This is a genomic window from Pantoea sp. B623, assembly GCF_024814475.1.
In the GTDB taxonomy this organism is placed as follows: Bacteria; Pseudomonadota; Gammaproteobacteria; order Enterobacterales; family Enterobacteriaceae; genus Pantoea; species Pantoea ananatis.
On record NZ_JANUXM010000004.1, the window covers coordinates 26,976 to 43,890 of the forward strand.

Below are 16,915 nucleotides of genomic sequence, written 5' to 3' on the forward strand. Positions count from 1 at the left end.
GCAAAGTAATGCGGCGTTACGGTTTCGGCAAGGGATATTTAGCGACCACCAGAGCACGCAAAATTGATTTGAATCAATTCATTGTTTTTTAAATCATTTTTCCGGGTTGATTTAGATGCAATTGACAATGAATCGCGCTAAATCTGTGCGGACAAAAAAATGATTCAGTGCAGGCATTCAATTTCTCACAGGAGTGAATATGAAACTGGCTAAATGCGCCATGCTGCTGGCGCTTGCATTACCGCAATTTGCGTTGGCTCACCAGGCGGGCGATTTCTTTGTCCGTGCAGGAAGTGCCACAGTCCGACCCACCGAAGGCTCAGACAATGTGCTGGGAATGGGGCCGTTTAGCGCAAGCAACGACACTCAGCTGGGCTTAACCTTTACCTATATGGCCACTGATAATATCGGGGTTGAGCTTCTGGCCGCCACGCCGTTTCGTCATAAAGTCGGGCTGGGCCCAACCGGCACCCTGGCGACGGTACGTCAGCTGCCGCCCACGCTGATGGCACAGTATTACTTTTTTGACAGCCAGAGTCAGGTGCGTCCCTATGTGGGCATCGGCGTTAACTACACCACCTTCTATGATGCCGATTTTAACCAGACCGGACGGGATGCGGGCTTGAGCGATCTCAGCCTGAAGGATTCGTGGGGCGTTGCCGGGCAGGTGGGGCTGGATTACCAGATCAACCGCGACTGGATGCTGAACGCTTCCCTGTGGTACATGGATATTGATACGCAGGTGAAATTCAAAGCGGGCGATCAGCAGCAGAATATCCATATGCGCGTGGATCCCTGGGTGTTCTTCTTTGGCGCAGGTTACCGTTTCTGATAAAAAAAAGGGCCACGTCAACGTGGCCCTTTTTTTTAACCGACGTTATTTAATTTGCATGTTATTAACGACGGATCTTACGCCTGCCACGCTGCGGGTAACCTGGACGGCATGGTTAGCCATCTGCGGCGAGCTGACAAAACCGCTGAGCTGCACTTTACCCTTAAAGGTTTCAACGTTGATTTCAGTCGATTTCAGCGACTCATCTTTTAACAGTTCTGCTTTTACTTTCGTGGTGATGACGGTGTCATCGATATAACCGCCGGTGCCTTCTTTAGTTGGCGTTGGCGCACAGGCGCTCAGTGTTAATGCAACAACAGCCGCGACCATGGCACTTGCCAGCACTTTAAACCATTTCATTGCTTCTCTCCCTGTCACAAATTGGATGCGACGTTACCATAACGGCGCCTGTTAATTGTGGTGCAGAAAATCCGAAATTAGCAAACCGGGAATGAAAAAAAACAGGGAAATCATGCCTTACCGGGCGGTAAGGCATGTGGGGAATTAGCGGGTGGCGGCTTTGAGGTTACCAATAAAGGTTCTCAGGGCATCCAGCATCACTTCGGGTTCTGCCTGATGTTGTTCAATGATTTTAACCACGGCCGAACCCGAGATCGCACCGGCGGAGCCCGCACCGAGAGATTCTCTAACCTGCGAGGCTTCAGAAATGCCAAAGCCCTGCAGCGGCGGCGCTGCATGATATTCCCGTAATTTTGCAATCAGGTGGTCCAGCGGCAGGCTGGCCCGCTTCTCGGTACCGGTCACCCCAGCGCGTGACAGCAGATAGGTATAACCGCGGCCGTGAGAGGCAATTTCACGGAGTAGTTCATCGCTGGCGTTGGGAGGGCAAATGAAAATGGGCGCAATCCCATGACGCATAGCGGCCTGACGGAACGGCGCGGATTCTTCCACGGGCACATCTGCCACGAGAACCGAATCAACCCCGGCCTGGGCACAGCGGGCATAAAATTCATCAATGCCGTTGCTGAACACAAGGTTGGCGTACATGAGTAAGCCAACAGGTAATTCAGGGTACTTATGACGGATGGCAGCAAGCATTTCAAAGCACTGTGCTGTGGTGGTGCCCGCAGCAAAGGCGCGCAGCGTTGCGCTTTGAATTGTCGGACCATCCGCTAGCGGATCTGAAAAGGGAATACCCAATTCAAGCGCATCTGCACCACCTTCTACCAGCGCATCAATAATTCGTAATGACATTTCGGGTGACGGATCGCCCAGCGTAACGAAAGGCACCAGTGCACCTTCTTTCTTCTCTGCCAGACGTGAAAACAGTCGATCGTAACGTTCCATCAGATTTCTCCCTGCGCAGTCAGAATATCGTGGACGGTGAAGATATCTTTATCACCGCGACCCGAAAGGTTGACGACAATCAACTGCTCTTTCTCGGGTTCTGCCTTAATCATTCTTAGCGCGTGGGCCAGCGCGTGCGCTGACTCCAGGGCAGGAATGATACCTTCGGCGCGGCACAGCGTTTTAAAGGCAGCAAGCGCTTCATTGTCGGTTACCGAAACATAGTCAGCCCGACCAATACTGTTGAGGTGAGCGTGCTGAGGACCGACGGAAGGAAAGTCGAGTCCGGCTGAAATTGAGTATGACTCTTCAATCTGCCCTTCGTCAGTCTGCATCATCGGGGCTTTCATACCGAAGTAAATGCCGACGCGGCCGTGCTTCAGTGGCGCACCGTGTTCGCCGGTTTCAATCCCGTGTCCGGCCGGTTCAACACCAATCAGCTTCACCTTCTCTTCGTCGATAAAGTCGGCAAACATACCGATGGCGTTGGAGCCCCCGCCGACGCAGGCGATCACGGCATCCGGCAGGCGACCTTCCTTTTCCAGAATCTGCTTTTTGGTCTCTTCACCAATCATGCGCTGAAACTCACGCACAATCGTCGGGAACGGGTGCGGACCCGCCGCGGTGCCCAGCATATAGTGAGCGGTTTCATAACTGCCTGACCAGTCGCGCAGCGCTTCGTTGCAGGCATCTTTCAATGTGGCAGAGCCGCTGTGCACCGGGATGACCTCGGCGCCCATCAGGCGCATACGAAAGACGTTCGGCGACTGCCGCTCTACGTCTTTGGCGCCCATATAGATGCGACATTTCATGCCCAGCAGCGCGCAGGCAAGGGCAGAGGCGACGCCATGCTGGCCTGCACCGGTTTCGGCAATGATTTCGTTTTTGCCCATGCGCTTAGCCAGCAGAGCCTGCCCTAACACCTGGTTGGTCTTGTGCGCGCCGCCGTGCAACAGGTCTTCGCGCTTTAAGTACAGGCGGGTTTTCGACCCTTTGGTCAGATTACTGCACAGGGTTAAGGCTGTGGGGCGGCCAGCATAATTTTTCAGCAGATCGGTAAATTCAGCCTGGAATTCCGGATCTTTTTGCGCGCTGACAAAAGCTTCTTCTAGCTGTTTCAAGGCCGGCATCAAAATCTGCGGCACATACATGCCGCCGAAGTCGCCAAAATAGGGATTAAGTAAGGTCATGTTTTGCTATCCTTTTTTTTGGCCCGTCAACACACGGGCCAGGTCAATCAGTAGGCGCGAAGCGTCCGGAATACCGAGGCAATTTTGCTGGCGTCTTTAATACCCGGCTCGCTTTCCACGCCCGAATTGAAATCCAGCCCTGCACAGCCTAACTGAGCGGCTTCGACGCAGTTGTCAGCGCTCAGTCCTCCTGCCAGCAGAACATTCTTCAGGTCCTGTCCTTTTAGCAGCGACCAGTCAAATGTCTGGCCCGAGCCACCGTTGCCGTTATCGAAGACATAGCGGTCAACATGGGGCCAGCGACGTTCGGGCAGGGCCGTCTGGATGCTGAGCGCTTTCCAGATTTGCACGTTTTCTGGCAGCGCCTGATAAAGCTCAGCCACATAGTCCGGGTCTTCATCGCCATGCAGTTGCACGGCACTCAGCTGTAACGCCTCTGTTTTGGTGACAATGTCACTTATAGCGGCATCACGGAACACGCCAACATACTTTAGCGGTGCGCCAGCCATGACCGCGCGCGCGCGCTCGGTATCAACCTGACGCGGCGAACCTTCAACAAAGATCAAACCACCAAAAATGGCACCTGCCTCGCAGGCCGCGCAGGCGTCTTCAGGACGGGTCAGACCGCAGACTTTATTGCTGCCCAGGGTGACGCGGCGCACGGCGGCATGAAGATCCTCTTCTTCCATTAGCGCAGAGCCGATGAGGAAACCATTCGCAAAATGGCTTAACTCGCGGACATCCCGATAGTTGTTGATGCCCGACTCGCTGATCACGGTGACGCCGGGGCCCAGGCGCGGGGCCAGTTCACGGGTCCGGTTAAGGTCGATGGAGAGATCGCGTAAGTCACGGTTGTTGATGCCGACCACTTTGGCTTCCAGCGCAATCGCGCGTTCCAGCTCCTGCTCGTTACTGACTTCAGTCAGGACGCCCATCTGCAGGCTGTGCGCAATGGCGGCCAGCTGGCGATACTGCTCGTCGTCAACCACAGAGAGCATCAGCAGGATGGCATCCGCCTGGTAGTAACGCGCCAGGTAAATTTGATACGGATCGATAATAAAATCTTTGCACAGGACCGGCTGCGTAATGGCCGCGCTGACGACGGGCAAAAAGGCGAAGTCACCCTGAAAGTATTTCTCGTCCGTTAATACGGAAACGGCAGAGGCATAGTGGCGATAAACCCCGGCTATCATCTCAGGATCAAAATCATCACGAATAAGCCCTTTGGATGGAGAGGCTTTTTTGCATTCCAGAATAAAGGCAGTGCGGGTGCCCTGCAGTGCGTCATAAAAACTACGGCTGGAAAGCGCCACTCGCTGCTGGAAACTCTCCAGAGGTTGCTGCTGCTTACGCGCCTCAACCCAAACGGCTTTGTCTTTCACGATTTTATCTAACACTGTACCCTGCATGATTATCCTCTTGCTGCCAGAGCCACCACGCGCTCATAAGCCTGACCGCTACGGATGGCATTGAGCGCACGCTGTGCATTTTCACGGAGATCTTCATTACCAAACACTTTGAGCAGCATCGCCACGTTGACGGCAACCGCCTCCTCGTGGGCCTGCTCGCCATTACCCTGGAGTAAACGTGTCAGAATGTCACGGTTTTCTTCGGGCGTGCCGCCGGCCAGCGCCTCTTTAGGATGGAAGCCGAAGCCGAAATCCTCTGGCGCCAGCTGATAGCGGGTAATCTCACCTTCACGCAGCTCCGCTACATGGGTGACATCGTGAAGGGCCACCTCATCCATGCCGCCCCCGTGTACCACTGCCGCGCGCTGGTAACCCAGAACTTTTAGCGTCTGCGCGATGGGCAACACCAGCTCGGGGCTGTAAACCCCAATCACGGCCAGCGGTGGACGTGCAGGATTAATCAGCGGCCCCAGCACGTTAAACAGCGTGCGGGTTTTCAGCTGTTGGCGCACCGGCATGGCATGACGAAAGCCCGTATGGTACTGGGGGGCAAACAGGAAGCAGACATTAAGATCGTCCAGCGCTTTGCGTGCCCGCGCCGCAGGCATATCAAGATCGATGCCGAACGCCGCCAGCAGATCGGAAGAACCTGATTTGCTGGATACGCTGCGATTTCCGTGTTTCGCCACCTTCAGGCCGCAGGTTGCTGCAACAAACGCGCTGGCGGTGGAAATATTAATGCTGTTACTGCCATCGCCACCGGTGCCGACAATATCGGCAAAGGCATAATCCGGGCGAGGAAAGGGTTTAGCATCTTCCAGTAAGGCACAGGCCGCCCCGGCAATCTCCTCGGGGTTTTCGCCACGCACCTTCATAGCAATCAGCGCGGCGGCCAGCTGAGTAGGTTCAAGCTGACCGGTGATGATGGCGCTAAACAACTGATGACTCTCGTCTTGCGTCAGGATGTGCGACTGGTAAAGTTTTTCCAGAATCGTGTTCATACCTTGCTCCCTGTTACTTCGCCAGCGCCCAGGCCAGCGTCTGTTCAAGCAGACGTGCGCCCTGCGTGGTTAAAATGGATTCCGGATGAAACTGGAACCCGCAAACGCGATCTTTCTCGTGACGGACCGCCATCACCATACCGTTGTAGCTGGCATTCACCGTCAACTCATCGGGTGTATTACTGCCAACCAGTGAGTGATAACGGGCAACGGGAAGAGGATTGCTGAGCCCGGCAAACATCGCTTCACCGTCATGACTGATGGCAGAGGCTTTACCATGCAGAATTTCGCCCGCCTGGCCGACGTGGCCGCCGTAGGTTTCAACAATTGCCTGATGCCCAAGGCAGATACCAATAACCGGTAGCTTTCCGCGAACCTCGCGCAGCAACGCTGGCATACAGCCCGCATCTTTCGGTGCGCCGGGTCCGGGAGAGAGCATCAGCACCGGATTATTCATGCTGTGCAGTCTGTCGAGCAACAGCGACGCCGGCATCGTATTGCGATAAACCACCACGTTATGCCCGAAGGTGCGCAGCTGATCGACGAGGTTGTAGGTAAAAGAGTCGATGTTGTCCAGCAGCAGGATGTCAGCCATCAGAAAATCTCCTTGCAGTGATGAGCAGTGGCAATTGCGCGCAACACCGCGCGGGCTTTATTACGGCTTTCGTCCGCTTCGGCCTGCGGGTTTGAATCCAGTACCACACCGGCCCCGGCCTGCACCGTTGCCACGCCGTCTTCCACATAGGCTGAGCGGATCACGATGCAGGTGTCTAAATCACCGTTAGCGGTGAAATAGCCCACTGCGCCGCCATAGATGCCGCGACGGGTGCCCTCAGCTTCGGCAATCAACTGCATCGCTCTGACTTTTGGCGCACCACTAAGGGTGCCCATGTTCATGCAGGCGCGATAGGCATGCAGCACATCAAGATCATCGCGCAGCGTGCCGACGACGCGTGAGACCAGATGCATAACAAAAGAGTAGCGGTCCACTTTGGTCAGATCGGCAACATAGCGGCTGCCGGGGCGACAGATACGGGCTAAGTCATTGCGCGCCAGATCGACCAGCATCAGGTGCTCTGCCAGCTCTTTGTGGTCCGTGCGCATTTCCAGCTCAATACGGCTGTCGAGATCGCGATCCAGGGAGCCGTCGGCGTGACGACCACGTGGACGCGTACCGGCTATGGGGTAAATTTCAATCTGACGTGAAGCGGCATCGTACTTCAGCGAACTTTCAGGCGAGGCACCAAACAGTGAAAAGTCCTGGTCCTGCATAAAGAACATATAAGGACTTGGATTACTGCGTTTCAGCGTGTCGTAAGCCGCCAGCGCAGATGGGCAGGGCAGCGAAAAGCGGCGTGAGGGCACAACCTGGAAGATTTCGCCAACGCGAATGGCTTCCTGCATTTTTCGCACCACCTCACAATACTCATCATCACTCTGGCTGGTGGTCAGCGTCATGGTTTCGACAGGCTGAACCGGCAATACCGGCGCAGGCTGTAACATCTGCCCATGCAGTTGCTCAATACGGCGCTGCAGACGCTGAAATTCAGAGGTGGAAGCGCTGAACAGACTGGCCTGCAGGCGTGCGCTGCGCGCCTGATGATCCAGCACCAGTAGCGTTTCCGCCAGATAGAAGCAGTAGTCGGGGCAACGTTGCTCGCTGCTGAGCTCGGGTAAATCTTCGAAGCCTGCGACCAGGTCATAGGCGAACAGCCCGCCAACAAACACGGCTTCACGCTCTTCACTGGGTGAATTCACCAACTGCGGGATCAGACGCAGGGCATCAAATACCGACAGGGCGCGCAAGCGGGAATCTTCATCCTGCTGATCCTGAGGCGCAGGAAAGGTCAGAACACGGCCGTCAGGACGCGGTTCATTCAGAATGTTAGAGGGTAACGCGTCATCCAGCAGCGTCAGCAGTGCCCGACCATTGTCAGACAGCGCCTGAAAGGTGACGCGATTGCCCAACGCGCTAATGCGCAGGGCGCTGTCGACAATCATCAGGCTTTGTAAGTTTTCTTTGCTGTCAATGTCCGCCGATTCGAGTAACAGGGTGGCCGGACGCGCACCACATAACTGGTGAAACACCGCGGCAGGATCTTCCCGATAGGGCGCGCTGCCGGTAATTAACTTCACTGTAGGTTTTGCATTGAGCATGATGATTTCTCTGAATATCGTCCAAAAAAAAGCCCGCTCGGTGGCGGGCTCAGGTATCTGCACAGTGTTTACGCTAGGTGTGCACGACAACGTCGCCCGTACTGGGAAACATTGCGCCACCAACCCATCAAAAGCGTAATAACAGTTTTCATGATCAAATACCCGTTTGCGGTGAACTTGTGTACTAGTTAACTGGTTCGCGACAAAAATGTCAATACACTTTTTCAGTGACCGATAAAATCGTTATTATGCTGACCCGAGCAGTAGCCAGCAGGAGTTGTTTTGAGCGATATCGCCCGTTTTCCGCTTTACGATCTTCATAGTCACACACGGGCTTCAGACGGATTACTGTCGCCGCAGGCGCTGGTTGAGCGCGCGGTCGACATGCGCGTCGGGGTGCTGGCCATTACCGATCACGACACCGTTGCGGGCGTGACCGAGGCGCAGCAGACCGTACGGGATCAGCAACTGCCCATTAGCGTTTTAGCCGGTGTTGAAATTTCCACGCTGTGGGAAAACCATGAGATTCATATCGTCGGCCTCAATATTGATATTCAGCATCCGGTCATGACTCAGTTCCTTGCCGGTCAGTATGCGACGCGGCTGGAACGCGCACATCGCATTGCTGAACGGCTTGAAAAGGCCCAGATCCCGGATGCGCTGGCTGGGGCTATGCGTTTGGCTGATGGCGGAATGATTACGCGTGGCCATTTTGCCCGCTACCTGGTTGAGGTGGGAAAGGCCAACAATATGGCCCAGGTGTTTAAAAATTATCTGGCACGAGGCAAAACCGGCTACGTCCCGCCCCTATGGTGTACAATTAATCAAGCTATTGATGCTATTCACCATTCTGGTGGATGTGCCGTGCTGGCACATCCGGGACGGTATGGATTATCGGCAAAATGGCTAAAGCGCCTGGTCGCGTTTTTTAGCGCCGCGGGGGGCGATGCTATCGAAGTGGCGCAGTGCCAGCAGGCACCTGATGAGCGTACGACGTTAGCGCAATATGCCCGAGATAACGGCCTGGCAGCATCGCAAGGTTCTGATTTTCATCAACCCTGCCCGTGGATCGAACTTGGCCGCAAATTGTGGCTGCCCGCGGGGGTTGAACCGGTGTGGGAACGTTTTCCTGCGCTGGCACCCGCAGTCGAATGTACGGAAAGGGGATAAGAGGTTTCTATGAGTCAACTGTTTCATATTCATCCAGATAATCCGCAACCGCGCCTGATTAATCAGGCGGTAGAGTACCTGAATAAAGGTGGCGTTATTGTCTACCCGACGGATTCGGGTTATGCCCTGGGGTGTCGGCTGGAAGAGAAAGGGGCGATGGAGCGAATTTGCCGGATCCGTCAGCTGGACGGCCATCACAACTTCACCCTGATGTGCCGTGATTTATCTGAGCTGTCAGTCTATTCTCAGGTCGGTAATAGCGCCTTCCGGCTGCTTAAAAATAACACGCCAGGTAATTACACCTTTATTCTCAAGGCGACCAAAGAAGTGCCGCGTCGTCTGATGAATGATAAGCGTAAAACGATTGGATTACGCGTACCTTCAAATCCGGTCGCGCTTGCGCTGCTTGAGGCGCTAAACGAGCCAATGATGTCCACCTCGTTAATTCTGCCGGGTAATGACTTTACTGAATCCGATCCGGAAGATATTCAACACAGTATTGGCAAACTGGTCGATTTGATTATTGACGGTGGCACGCTAGGACAGCAGCCCACCACCGTCATCGATCTGACCAGCGATGCACCTGAAGTCGTCCGTGAAGGTGTGGGGGATGTTACGCCTTTTCTGTAATACACTCAGGTTTTACGGGTGGCCGGAAGGGTCGCCTGTAACCAGTTTTTAAACTGGCCGTAAGGGATATACAGTGACACGTCTTTTAAAATCACTTTTCCGCTGCGGCCATTTTTAATGGCATCTGAATAACCTACGATAACCCCGCCCAGCGTATCATCACTGTTGTAAACACCGCCGCCGGACATACCCTGAACCACACCGGCGTTAGACGCCATCGCGATACAAGGGCTTTTATTCCAGGTATTACGAATGGCTGTGCGCGCCAGGTTTACCCCTTTCGACTCCACCGGCATGGCGGAGATATAGCTGTATCCGTACATTTTCACCGCATCACCAATATCGGTGCTGCGGAACTGGGTTAGCGTATTAGGGGGATTCTTGTGATAAATAATCGCAAGGTCGCAATAAGGGTGGTAGGACTTCACGCGCTGCACGGCAAATTTAGCCACGTGCGCGGCAGTCAGGCTGTAGTCAGGCGTCAGAGGAATGCTGGTGCCAAGCGTCCCTAAACCGAGAATGGTAGGGATGCCTGTCACACTCATATCCACGTGTTGCATTGCCGTACGGCTGTACTCAGTGTGACCCACAGAACAACCGCTTAGCGCCAGCGTCATAAGCGCCGGGCATAAAAACTGTTTTTGCATAATGATGTCTTCAGGTGAGCATGTCAGTAAAATCCCTGGTGAAGATTTAAGACATGCAAATTAAAGCTCATCGTGAGCCGTATTAACGCAATATTCCTGATGCGCCGGTTTATAAATATTCAATAACAACCAGTTAGCTGTCTTTTCATACTGCCGCGATAAAGATACCGAAGCCTGTAAGGTTCTTAGAATTAGACCGCCAGAAAGGTCGCATAAGGGTTATCGGCTAAAATTCGTATTAGCCCAATTTTTTTAATTAACTTTTTCTTTATTGACAGTACGACTACACGAGCAGCAGGCCAACCCAATCAGGTCAGCACAAGGGTATTATCGGACAATAATTAAAATTGTACAATTTTTTTATCTTTGTATAGCTTTGTCATGCGATTACTGTTGTTTTACAAGGAAAAAAACGCAGCTGTCCAGCGTGAAAGGGTTGGGTTTCGCGCATTCCTGTACAGGCTAAATGACCACGCGTTTATTTGAGTTAAGTGAAATTTTGCCCGATTTTTATTTAACTCAAATTAAATGGGGTGCGCTAAATAACCTTCCTCATGGAACTTTTGTTGTCACCGCAGAAGCCGTGAGCGAACCGCTTAAATTTTTTGACGGTAAATCTATAGTACAGAAATCATTAAATACAAATCTGTTTTATAGCCATTTTTAAAAACAGATGACGCGTAAAGTTTTATAGTCGCTCATCTGAGAAACATTAGATAAAATTAAGTAACAATGCGTTACATTTTGCGTTGAGGACAATTAAATCTCTGCCGGGAACCTGTTACACAAAAGAGCGCGGACAACCGTGAATCCAGACGACAGTATGCTGAGGATCTGAGGAGGCGCCTTTCTAATAATTATGCAGACAAGGCGTGGCGCGAGCCCGGCTTCAAAGACGACGTTTTCATTATTATAATAAAGGGCAGGCTTCGCTTATCTTGCCTTCAGCCGTGTTGATGCGTAACAGACGAGCGGTGGGTTTCATCTGTTTTCATGCTGATTTTTACTTACCTGCGGCGCGCATCAGGGCAATGCCATAATACGGGTTACATTAAGAGGGACATCCTGTATAATGGGGCCAACAGGAAAATATAAGCCATTGATTTTTAAGGTTAAATTCCTAATCCATCCGACGCCTGGGAAGGCGACAATGAGGTAGCTCCATGAGCGAAAAGTTACAAAAAGTCTTAGCGCGTGCCGGTCATGGCTCGCGTCGTGAAATTGAAGCGATGATTGCTGCCGGGCGCGTGAGCGTTGACGGCAAGCTGGCCACTCTCGGCGATCGTATCGAAAACAGCAAAGCCCTGAAGATCCGTATTGACGGTCATCTGGTGTCGATTGCTGAATCAGCAACAGAAGTCTGCCGTGTTCTCGCCTATTACAAACCTGAAGGTGAACTTTGTACCCGCAGCGATCCGGAAGGGCGCCCTACAGTCTTTGACCGACTGCCGCGCCTGCGCGGTTCGCGCTGGATCGCCGTGGGCCGCCTTGACGTCAATACCTGTGGATTGATGCTGTTCACAACGGATGGTGAACTGGCTAACCGCCTGATGCACCCCAGCCGTGAAGTAGAACGTGAATATGCGGTGCGCGTGTTTGGTCAGGTTGATGACGACAAAATTCGTCAGCTCAGTAAAGGTGTGCAGCTTGAAGATGGCCCTGCGGCATTTAAAACACTGCGCTTTGCCGGGGGGGAAGGGATTAACCAGTGGTATAACGTAACCCTGACCGAAGGACGCAACCGGGAGGTTCGTCGTTTGTGGGAAGCGGTGGGCGTTCAGGTGAGTCGGCTGATGCGTGTTCGCTATGGCGATATCACGTTGCCAAAAGGCGTACCACGCGGTGGCTGGATGGAGCTTGATCTCCCTGCTGTTAACTATCTGCGCAATATGGTGGGAATGGACGATGAGACCGTCACCAAGCTGGCTGTCGAAAAAGATCGCCGCCGCACCAAAGCTAACCAGATCCGTCGTGCCGTTAAACGCCACAGCCAGACCAGTGGCAGACCTGCGCGTCGTAATCCGGGCAGCAAACGCAACGCGACCTGATATCAGGCTGAGCTGAAGCGCCGGATTAATAAAAAAGCCGCAACGTGATCGTTGCGGCTTTTTGCTGTCAGGGAGAGGTGATCTGAGCCAGTTTAGCGGTGGAACAGTGGAAACGCGCCGGTAATTAATCCCCCGGCCATTAGCACCAGACTGATTAAAATGCCCCACTTAATGGCAAAACGCTGGTGGTCACCAATATCGACTTTCGCCAGACCGACCAGGAGATAAACCGATGGAACCAGCGGGCTGAGCAGGTGGAAAGGCTGACCCACAATCGAAGCGCGGGCAATTTCCTCAGCAGAAATCCCATAGCTGGCCGCCGTTTGGGCAATGACTGGCAGGATGCCAAAGTAGAAGGCATCGTTGGACATAAAAAAGGTAAAAGGCAGGCTGATTAATGCGGTGAATACCGCGAGATAGGGGCCAAAGCTGTGGGGGATAAACGCCAACAGGCTCTTCGCCATGGCATCCACCATGCCGGTTCCGGAAAGGATGCCGGTAAAAATACCTGCGGCAAAAATCAGGGCTGTGACGGCCAGCACATTACTGGCATGGGAACCAATACGCGCCTTTTGCTCTTCCAGCGTAGGGTAATTCAGCATTACCGCAATCGCGAAGGCCAGCATAAACAGAATCTGGATAGGCATCGCGCCAATAACCAACAAAACCAGCAGCACCGTGGTAAGAATAAAGTTTGGCCAGAACATTTTGGGTCGACGATTCGCCGCGCACTCTTCCGCATCGCCCAGGCCCAGCTCAATATTATCCAGATGGTGATCGTTGATGCTCATGACCCCCAGGCGCTTACGTTCCTGCAGGCCAAACAGAAACGCCAGGCCGACAAGGGCCACGCAGGCGATAAAAATGGCCGGCAGCATGGGAATAAAAATGTCCAGCGCGTCAATGCGCAATGCCGCCGCCGCACGGGCCGTCGGGCCGCCCCAGGGAGAAAGGTTCATGATACCGCTTGCAAGGTTAACCAGACAGGTCATTGCCAGCACGTTCATACCCAGCTTGCGGTAAAGAGGAAGAAACGCGGCAATCGCGATCATGTAAGTCGTTGAGCTGTCACCATCCAGTGAGACCAGCAACGTTAACACGGCCGTTCCGACGAGAACCTTAAGCGGATCGCCACGTACGATTTTCAAAATAAACCGCACCAGGGGATCAAACAGACCCGCATCGATCATCAGGCCGAAGTAGAGGATAGAGAAGGTGAGCATCACACCCGTTGGAGCCAGCGTTTTCACACCATCGAGCATCATGGCGCCCAGACCCTGGTAAAATCCCCCTATCAGGGCGAACAGTGTGGGAATAAGAATTAGCGCTATCAGCGCTGACATGCGTTTGGTCATGATTAAATACATGAAACAAACAACCATCGTAAAACCCAGTATGGTCAGCAAAATAACAGCCCTCTTATTGGCAAAAAGTTATTCAATTGTGAGTAAGTAAGGTAATAATTTATGGAATTACTTAGCGTGTTAATAGTTAACCCGTTGTTTTGATTAACCATGCACATAGAGATGATATTAAAGCTAAATTATTTTTATCATTTCTTTAACATAAAAGGGTGATCCCGATCGGTTTCTGGCCCGGCTGGCCCGGCACAATGTGACTGTGATCAATGAATGCTGGCGCGGGAAAGGGTTAATTTCAGGCATCATTAACTGGAAAGGGCGCGTAAAACCTAAGCGAAAAAATGACATTGATCGCCAGTTGAATGGGGTAAGGCTGTGAGCAGCCTGCCCAAATTGCCCCGACAACCTTAACGCGACACCGGGAAGGGCGCGTGGTGGGTCATCTCGCGTTTGAGCAAGGGATGGGGATGACAGCTATAGCAAAGTGATAACAGATTGATAATTTGATTGAGACAAAAAAAGAGGCGGGTCAGACGGATTCACGCCTGACCTTTATGGCATTGTGTTAATTAACGCTACCAGTCTATGCCCTGTTGGGCCTGGATACCGGCGTCAAAAGCGTGCCTGACGGGGCGCATTTCCGTTACCGTATCGGCCATATCCAGCAGCGTGCGATGGCAGCCCCGGCCAGTAACGATCACGCTCTGATGCACCGGTCGCTGTTTCAGGGCCGTTACCACCGCCTCAAGCGGAAGATAATCCATGCTGACCATATAGGTGATTTCATCAAGTATCACCAGGTCCAGCCGGGGATCGGCCAGCATGCGCTGAGCATGTTGCCACACGGCAAGGCAGGCATCGGTATCGGTCTGGCGATTCTGCGTTTCCCAGGTGAAGCCGGTAGCCATAACCTGAAACTCCACGCCGTGCTGTTCCAGCAGATTGCGCTCGCCGTTTGGCCACTCGCCTTTGATAAACTGAATGGCTGCGGCACGCTTACCATGCCCGCAGGCGCGGAGCGCGGTGCCAAACGCCGCCGTGGTCTTACCTTTGCCATTGCCGGTAAACACCATCAGGATGCCCCTGACTTCACTGGCTGCGGCAATGCGGGCATCGACGTGTTCTTTCAAACGCTGCTGTCGCTGTTGGTGGCGTTCATCCGTCATTACTCGGCCGCTCCGGGTTTTCTGCCAGGCTGGGCATCAAAGCTGATACCGGTTTTGCGACGACTGTCGTCGCCCATCAAATACAGGTAGAGCGGCATGATATCGGCGGGGGTTTTAAGTTTGCTGGCATCTTCCTGCGGAAACGCACTGGCACGCATTTTAGTCCGCGTACCGCCGGGATTGATACAGTTGACCCGCAACGCATGATTTTTATACTCATCTGCCAGCACCTGCATCATGCCTTCGGTGGCAAATTTCGATACCGCATAGGCTCCCCAGCCTGCCCGGCCGGTGCGGCCTACGCTAGACGTGGTGAAGACCAGCGAGCCGCTATCTGATTTTAACAACAGCGGCAGCAGGGCCTGGGTGAGGAAGAAAGTCGCATCAACGTTAATCTTCATCACCTGTTGCCACACCAGGGGATCAAGCTCGGCCAGCGGCGTGATGTCACCCAGAATACTGGCGTTATGTAAGACGCCGTCCAGGTGTGTAAACCGCTGTGCCAGTTGCCCGGCCAGCTGGTGGCAATGCGCCGGCGTGGCCTCAGACAGATCAAAGACTACCGAGTGTGCCGGACATTTGTTTAACTGATTAATCGCCTCTTCTGTCTGCTGCAGCTTTTCGGCGCTGCGCCCCAGCAAGATAACTTCCGCACCAAAGCGGGCATAGGTTAACGCGGCTTCTCGTCCAATGCCGTCAGAGGCACCGGTCACGAGAATCAGGCGATTCGCAAGTAAATCATTTTTGGGTTGGTAGTGCATGTTGGGAGCCTCCCGCAACGTGAGGGTTTCACGCTTTATGCCTCAATTCAGGGCATGACGCAATTAGCAACAGGTACATTCTGTGCCAGGTGCTGGCATTTCAGGCGACGAGCCAAAATAAACCAGTTAAACTAACCCTTTGTCAGTAATCCTCTGTTTAATAAGGCGACACGATGGAACTTCTTTTGAATTATGGACTGTTTTTAGCAAAAGCGGTGACGGTGGTGATTGCCATTGCAGCGATCGTCATGATCGTTGTGAACGCCGCACAGCGCAAACGTCACCAGGGTGGGCAACTCCGTTTAACCCACCTCGGTGATGACTACAGCAAAATGAAAGAGGATCTGCAGCTTGAGAAAATGAAACCTCAGGCACAAAAGCTGTGGTTAAAAAATAATAAGAAAGCCGAGAAACAAAAGGCTAAAGCAGAGAAACGCGCAGTGAAGCAGGGCAGCCTGGAGACCGCCAGGCCGACGCTTTATGTGCTCGACTTTAACGGCAGCATAGATGCCAGCGAAGTGAAATCATTGCGTGAAGAAGTCTCTGCCGTACTGGCAGTGGCCCAGCCCGGTGACGAAGTCCTGCTGCGGTTGGAAAGCCCGGGTGGCATGGTGCACGGCTATGGTCTCGCCGCCTCTCAGTTGCAGCGCCTGCGTGACGCCGGATTAACACTTACGGCTGCCGTTGATAAGGTCGCGGCCAGCGGCGGTTACATGATGGCCTGTGTTGCCAGCCAGATCGTGGCGGCGCCCTTTGCGGTCATAGGTTCAATTGGCGTTGTCGCGCAAATTCCTAACTTCAATCGCCTGCTCAAGCGCAACGATATCGATGTTGAACTGCACACGGCGGGCCAGTACAAACGCACCCTGACACTGTTTGGTGAAAACACAGAGGAAGGGCGTGAGAAATTCCAGCAGGATCTGAATGAAACACATCTGTTGTTTAAGCAGTTCGTTCACGAAATGCGCCCGTCACTGGACATCGACCGTGTCGCCACCGGTGAGCACTGGTACGGACGCCAGGCCCTGACGTTAGGCCTGATCGATCGTATTTCAACCAGTGACGATCTGATTATTCAGCACATGGATAAATTTACCGTGCTGGGCGTTAACTACGTGCGTCGCCGTTCAAGAATCGATCGCCTGACCCACAGTTCAGGACAGGTATTTGAACGCCTGCTGCTAAAGTGGTGGCAACGCGGTGATAAACCGATGTTATGAGTACAAACCCGGCTT

Annotated in this window: 15 protein-coding genes, 1 pseudogene and 1 other annotated feature; of the genes and pseudogenes, 6 read left to right on the plus strand and 10 right to left on the minus strand. The window is 53.3% G+C overall.

Annotated features, from left to right (window positions below; translation table 11 throughout):
* Positions 1–199: 199 nt before the first annotated feature.
* Positions 200–832 (plus strand): outer membrane protein OmpW, encoded by a 633-nt coding sequence (ompW, locus tag NXS97_RS01995; protein WP_014593818.1) that lies wholly within the window; start codon positions 200–202, stop codon positions 830–832.
* A gap of 45 nt (positions 833–877) precedes the next feature.
* Here the strand turns inward: ompW and NXS97_RS02000 are convergent, their stop codons facing one another.
* From NXS97_RS02000 to NXS97_RS02025, 6 genes and pseudogenes are all read right to left on the minus strand, one after another.
* On the minus strand, positions 878–1,192 hold the full coding sequence (locus NXS97_RS02000) for a BON domain-containing protein (protein WP_014605729.1): 315 nt from the start codon (positions 1,190–1,192) through the stop codon (positions 878–880).
* A 144-nt stretch (positions 1,193–1,336) separates the two neighbouring features.
* A complete protein-coding gene (gene trpA / locus NXS97_RS02005; RefSeq protein ID WP_116219756.1) occupies positions 1,337–2,140 on the minus strand; it encodes a tryptophan synthase subunit alpha in 804 nt (267 codons plus the stop codon).
* Positions 2,140–3,330 (minus strand): tryptophan synthase subunit beta, encoded by a 1,191-nt coding sequence (gene trpB, locus NXS97_RS02010; protein ID WP_013025946.1) that lies wholly within the window; start codon positions 3,328–3,330, stop codon positions 2,140–2,142. Before trpB ends, trpA begins: the two co-directional genes overlap by 1 nt.
* 47 nt (positions 3,331–3,377) lie before the next feature.
* Entirely contained in the window at positions 3,378–4,739 is a 1,362-nt protein-coding gene (trpCF, locus tag NXS97_RS02015) for a bifunctional indole-3-glycerol-phosphate synthase TrpC/phosphoribosylanthranilate isomerase TrpF (protein ID WP_013025945.1), read from the minus strand.
* Positions 4,740–4,741: 2 nt separating this feature from the next.
* Positions 4,742–6,335: pseudogene (trpD, locus tag NXS97_RS02020) on the minus strand (bifunctional anthranilate synthase glutamate amidotransferase component TrpG/anthranilate phosphoribosyltransferase TrpD).
* Positions 6,335–7,897, minus strand: a complete 1,563-nt coding sequence (locus tag NXS97_RS02025) for an anthranilate synthase component 1 (RefSeq protein WP_112900355.1) — start codon at positions 7,895–7,897, stop codon at positions 6,335–6,337. Before NXS97_RS02025 ends, trpD begins: the two are co-directional and overlap by 1 nt.
* Positions 7,898–7,920: 23 nt before the next feature.
* Positions 7,921–8,025, minus strand: a sequence feature (Trp leader region).
* A 154-nt stretch (positions 8,026–8,179) separates the two neighbouring features.
* On the opposite strand from NXS97_RS02025, the gene NXS97_RS02030 reads away from it, so the two are divergent.
* A complete protein-coding gene (locus tag NXS97_RS02030) occupies positions 8,180–9,067 on the plus strand; it encodes an RNase RNM (RefSeq protein ID WP_028715220.1) in 888 nt (295 codons plus the stop codon).
* Positions 9,068–9,076: 9 nt separating this feature from the next.
* On the plus strand, positions 9,077–9,697 hold the full coding sequence (locus NXS97_RS02035) for an L-threonylcarbamoyladenylate synthase (RefSeq protein WP_013025941.1): 621 nt from the start codon (positions 9,077–9,079) through the stop codon (positions 9,695–9,697).
* Positions 9,698–9,702: 5 nt separating this feature from the next.
* Here NXS97_RS02035 and NXS97_RS02040 read toward each other — a convergent pair whose 3' ends face one another.
* On the minus strand, positions 9,703–10,344 hold the full coding sequence (locus tag NXS97_RS02040) for a hypothetical protein (RefSeq protein WP_013025940.1): 642 nt from the start codon (positions 10,342–10,344) through the stop codon (positions 9,703–9,705).
* A 466-nt stretch (positions 10,345–10,810) separates the two neighbouring features.
* Between NXS97_RS02040 and NXS97_RS02045 the strand changes: the two genes are divergently transcribed.
* The gene (locus tag NXS97_RS02045; protein ID WP_112900356.1) at positions 10,811–11,011 is read left to right on the plus strand and encodes a hypothetical protein; all 201 of its coding nucleotides are present in this window, start codon (positions 10,811–10,813) and stop codon (positions 11,009–11,011) included.
* A gap of 496 nt (positions 11,012–11,507) precedes the next feature.
* A complete protein-coding gene (rluB, locus tag NXS97_RS02050; protein WP_014593812.1) occupies positions 11,508–12,392 on the plus strand; it encodes a 23S rRNA pseudouridine(2605) synthase RluB in 885 nt (294 codons plus the stop codon).
* Positions 12,393–12,484: 92 nt separating this feature from the next.
* Here the strand turns inward: rluB and NXS97_RS02055 are convergent, their stop codons facing one another.
* The 3 genes from NXS97_RS02055 to NXS97_RS02065 all read right to left on the minus strand — a co-directional run bounded on the left by NXS97_RS02055 (position 12,485) and on the right by NXS97_RS02065 (position 15,680).
* The gene (locus NXS97_RS02055; protein WP_013025938.1) at positions 12,485–13,798 is read right to left on the minus strand and encodes a CitMHS family transporter; all 1,314 of its coding nucleotides are present in this window, start codon (positions 13,796–13,798) and stop codon (positions 12,485–12,487) included.
* A gap of 530 nt (positions 13,799–14,328) precedes the next feature.
* Positions 14,329–14,919, minus strand: a complete 591-nt coding sequence (gene cobO, locus NXS97_RS02060; protein WP_013025937.1) for a cob(I)yrinic acid a,c-diamide adenosyltransferase — start codon at positions 14,917–14,919, stop codon at positions 14,329–14,331.
* Entirely contained in the window at positions 14,919–15,680 is a 762-nt protein-coding gene (locus NXS97_RS02065; protein ID WP_112900357.1) for a YciK family oxidoreductase, read from the minus strand. Before NXS97_RS02065 ends, cobO begins: the two co-directional genes overlap by 1 nt.
* Before the next feature lie 173 nt (positions 15,681–15,853).
* On the opposite strand from NXS97_RS02065, the gene sohB reads away from it, so the two are divergent.
* The gene (gene sohB, locus NXS97_RS02070; protein ID WP_013025935.1) at positions 15,854–16,900 is read left to right on the plus strand and encodes a protease SohB; all 1,047 of its coding nucleotides are present in this window, start codon (positions 15,854–15,856) and stop codon (positions 16,898–16,900) included.
* Positions 16,901–16,915 lie beyond the last annotated feature (15 nt).

What these genes read in the sequence shown, in the direction of transcription:
- ompW (WP_014593818.1), top strand. Translation starts at nt 200, where the DNA reads ATGAAACTGGCTAAATGCGCCATGCTGCTGGCGCTTGCATTACCGCAA.
- NXS97_RS02035 (WP_013025941.1), top strand. Translation starts at nt 9,077, where the DNA reads ATGAGTCAACTGTTTCATATTCATCCAGATAATCCGCAACCGCGCCTG.
- trpB (WP_013025946.1), bottom strand. Translation starts at nt 3,330, where the DNA reads ATGACCTTACTTAATCCCTATTTTGGCGACTTCGGCGGCATGTATGTG.
- NXS97_RS02040 (WP_013025940.1), bottom strand. Translation starts at nt 10,344, where the DNA reads ATGCAAAAACAGTTTTTATGCCCGGCGCTTATGACGCTGGCGCTAAGC.
- rluB (WP_014593812.1), top strand. Translation starts at nt 11,508, where the DNA reads ATGAGCGAAAAGTTACAAAAAGTCTTAGCGCGTGCCGGTCATGGCTCG.
- cobO (WP_013025937.1), bottom strand. Translation starts at nt 14,919, where the DNA reads ATGACGGATGAACGCCACCAACAGCGACAGCAGCGTTTGAAAGAACAC.
- NXS97_RS02025 (WP_112900355.1), bottom strand. Translation starts at nt 7,897, where the DNA reads ATGCTCAATGCAAAACCTACAGTGAAGTTAATTACCGGCAGCGCGCCC.
- trpCF (WP_013025945.1), bottom strand. Translation starts at nt 4,739, where the DNA reads ATGCAGGGTACAGTGTTAGATAAAATCGTGAAAGACAAAGCCGTTTGG.
- NXS97_RS02000 (WP_014605729.1), bottom strand. Translation starts at nt 1,192, where the DNA reads ATGAAATGGTTTAAAGTGCTGGCAAGTGCCATGGTCGCGGCTGTTGTT.
- NXS97_RS02065 (WP_112900357.1), bottom strand. Translation starts at nt 15,680, where the DNA reads ATGCACTACCAACCCAAAAATGATTTACTTGCGAATCGCCTGATTCTC.
- trpA (WP_116219756.1), bottom strand. Translation starts at nt 2,140, where the DNA reads ATGGAACGTTACGATCGACTGTTTTCACGTCTGGCAGAGAAGAAAGAA.
- sohB (WP_013025935.1), top strand. Translation starts at nt 15,854, where the DNA reads ATGGAACTTCTTTTGAATTATGGACTGTTTTTAGCAAAAGCGGTGACG.
- NXS97_RS02045 (WP_112900356.1), top strand. Translation starts at nt 10,811, where the DNA reads ATGACCACGCGTTTATTTGAGTTAAGTGAAATTTTGCCCGATTTTTAT.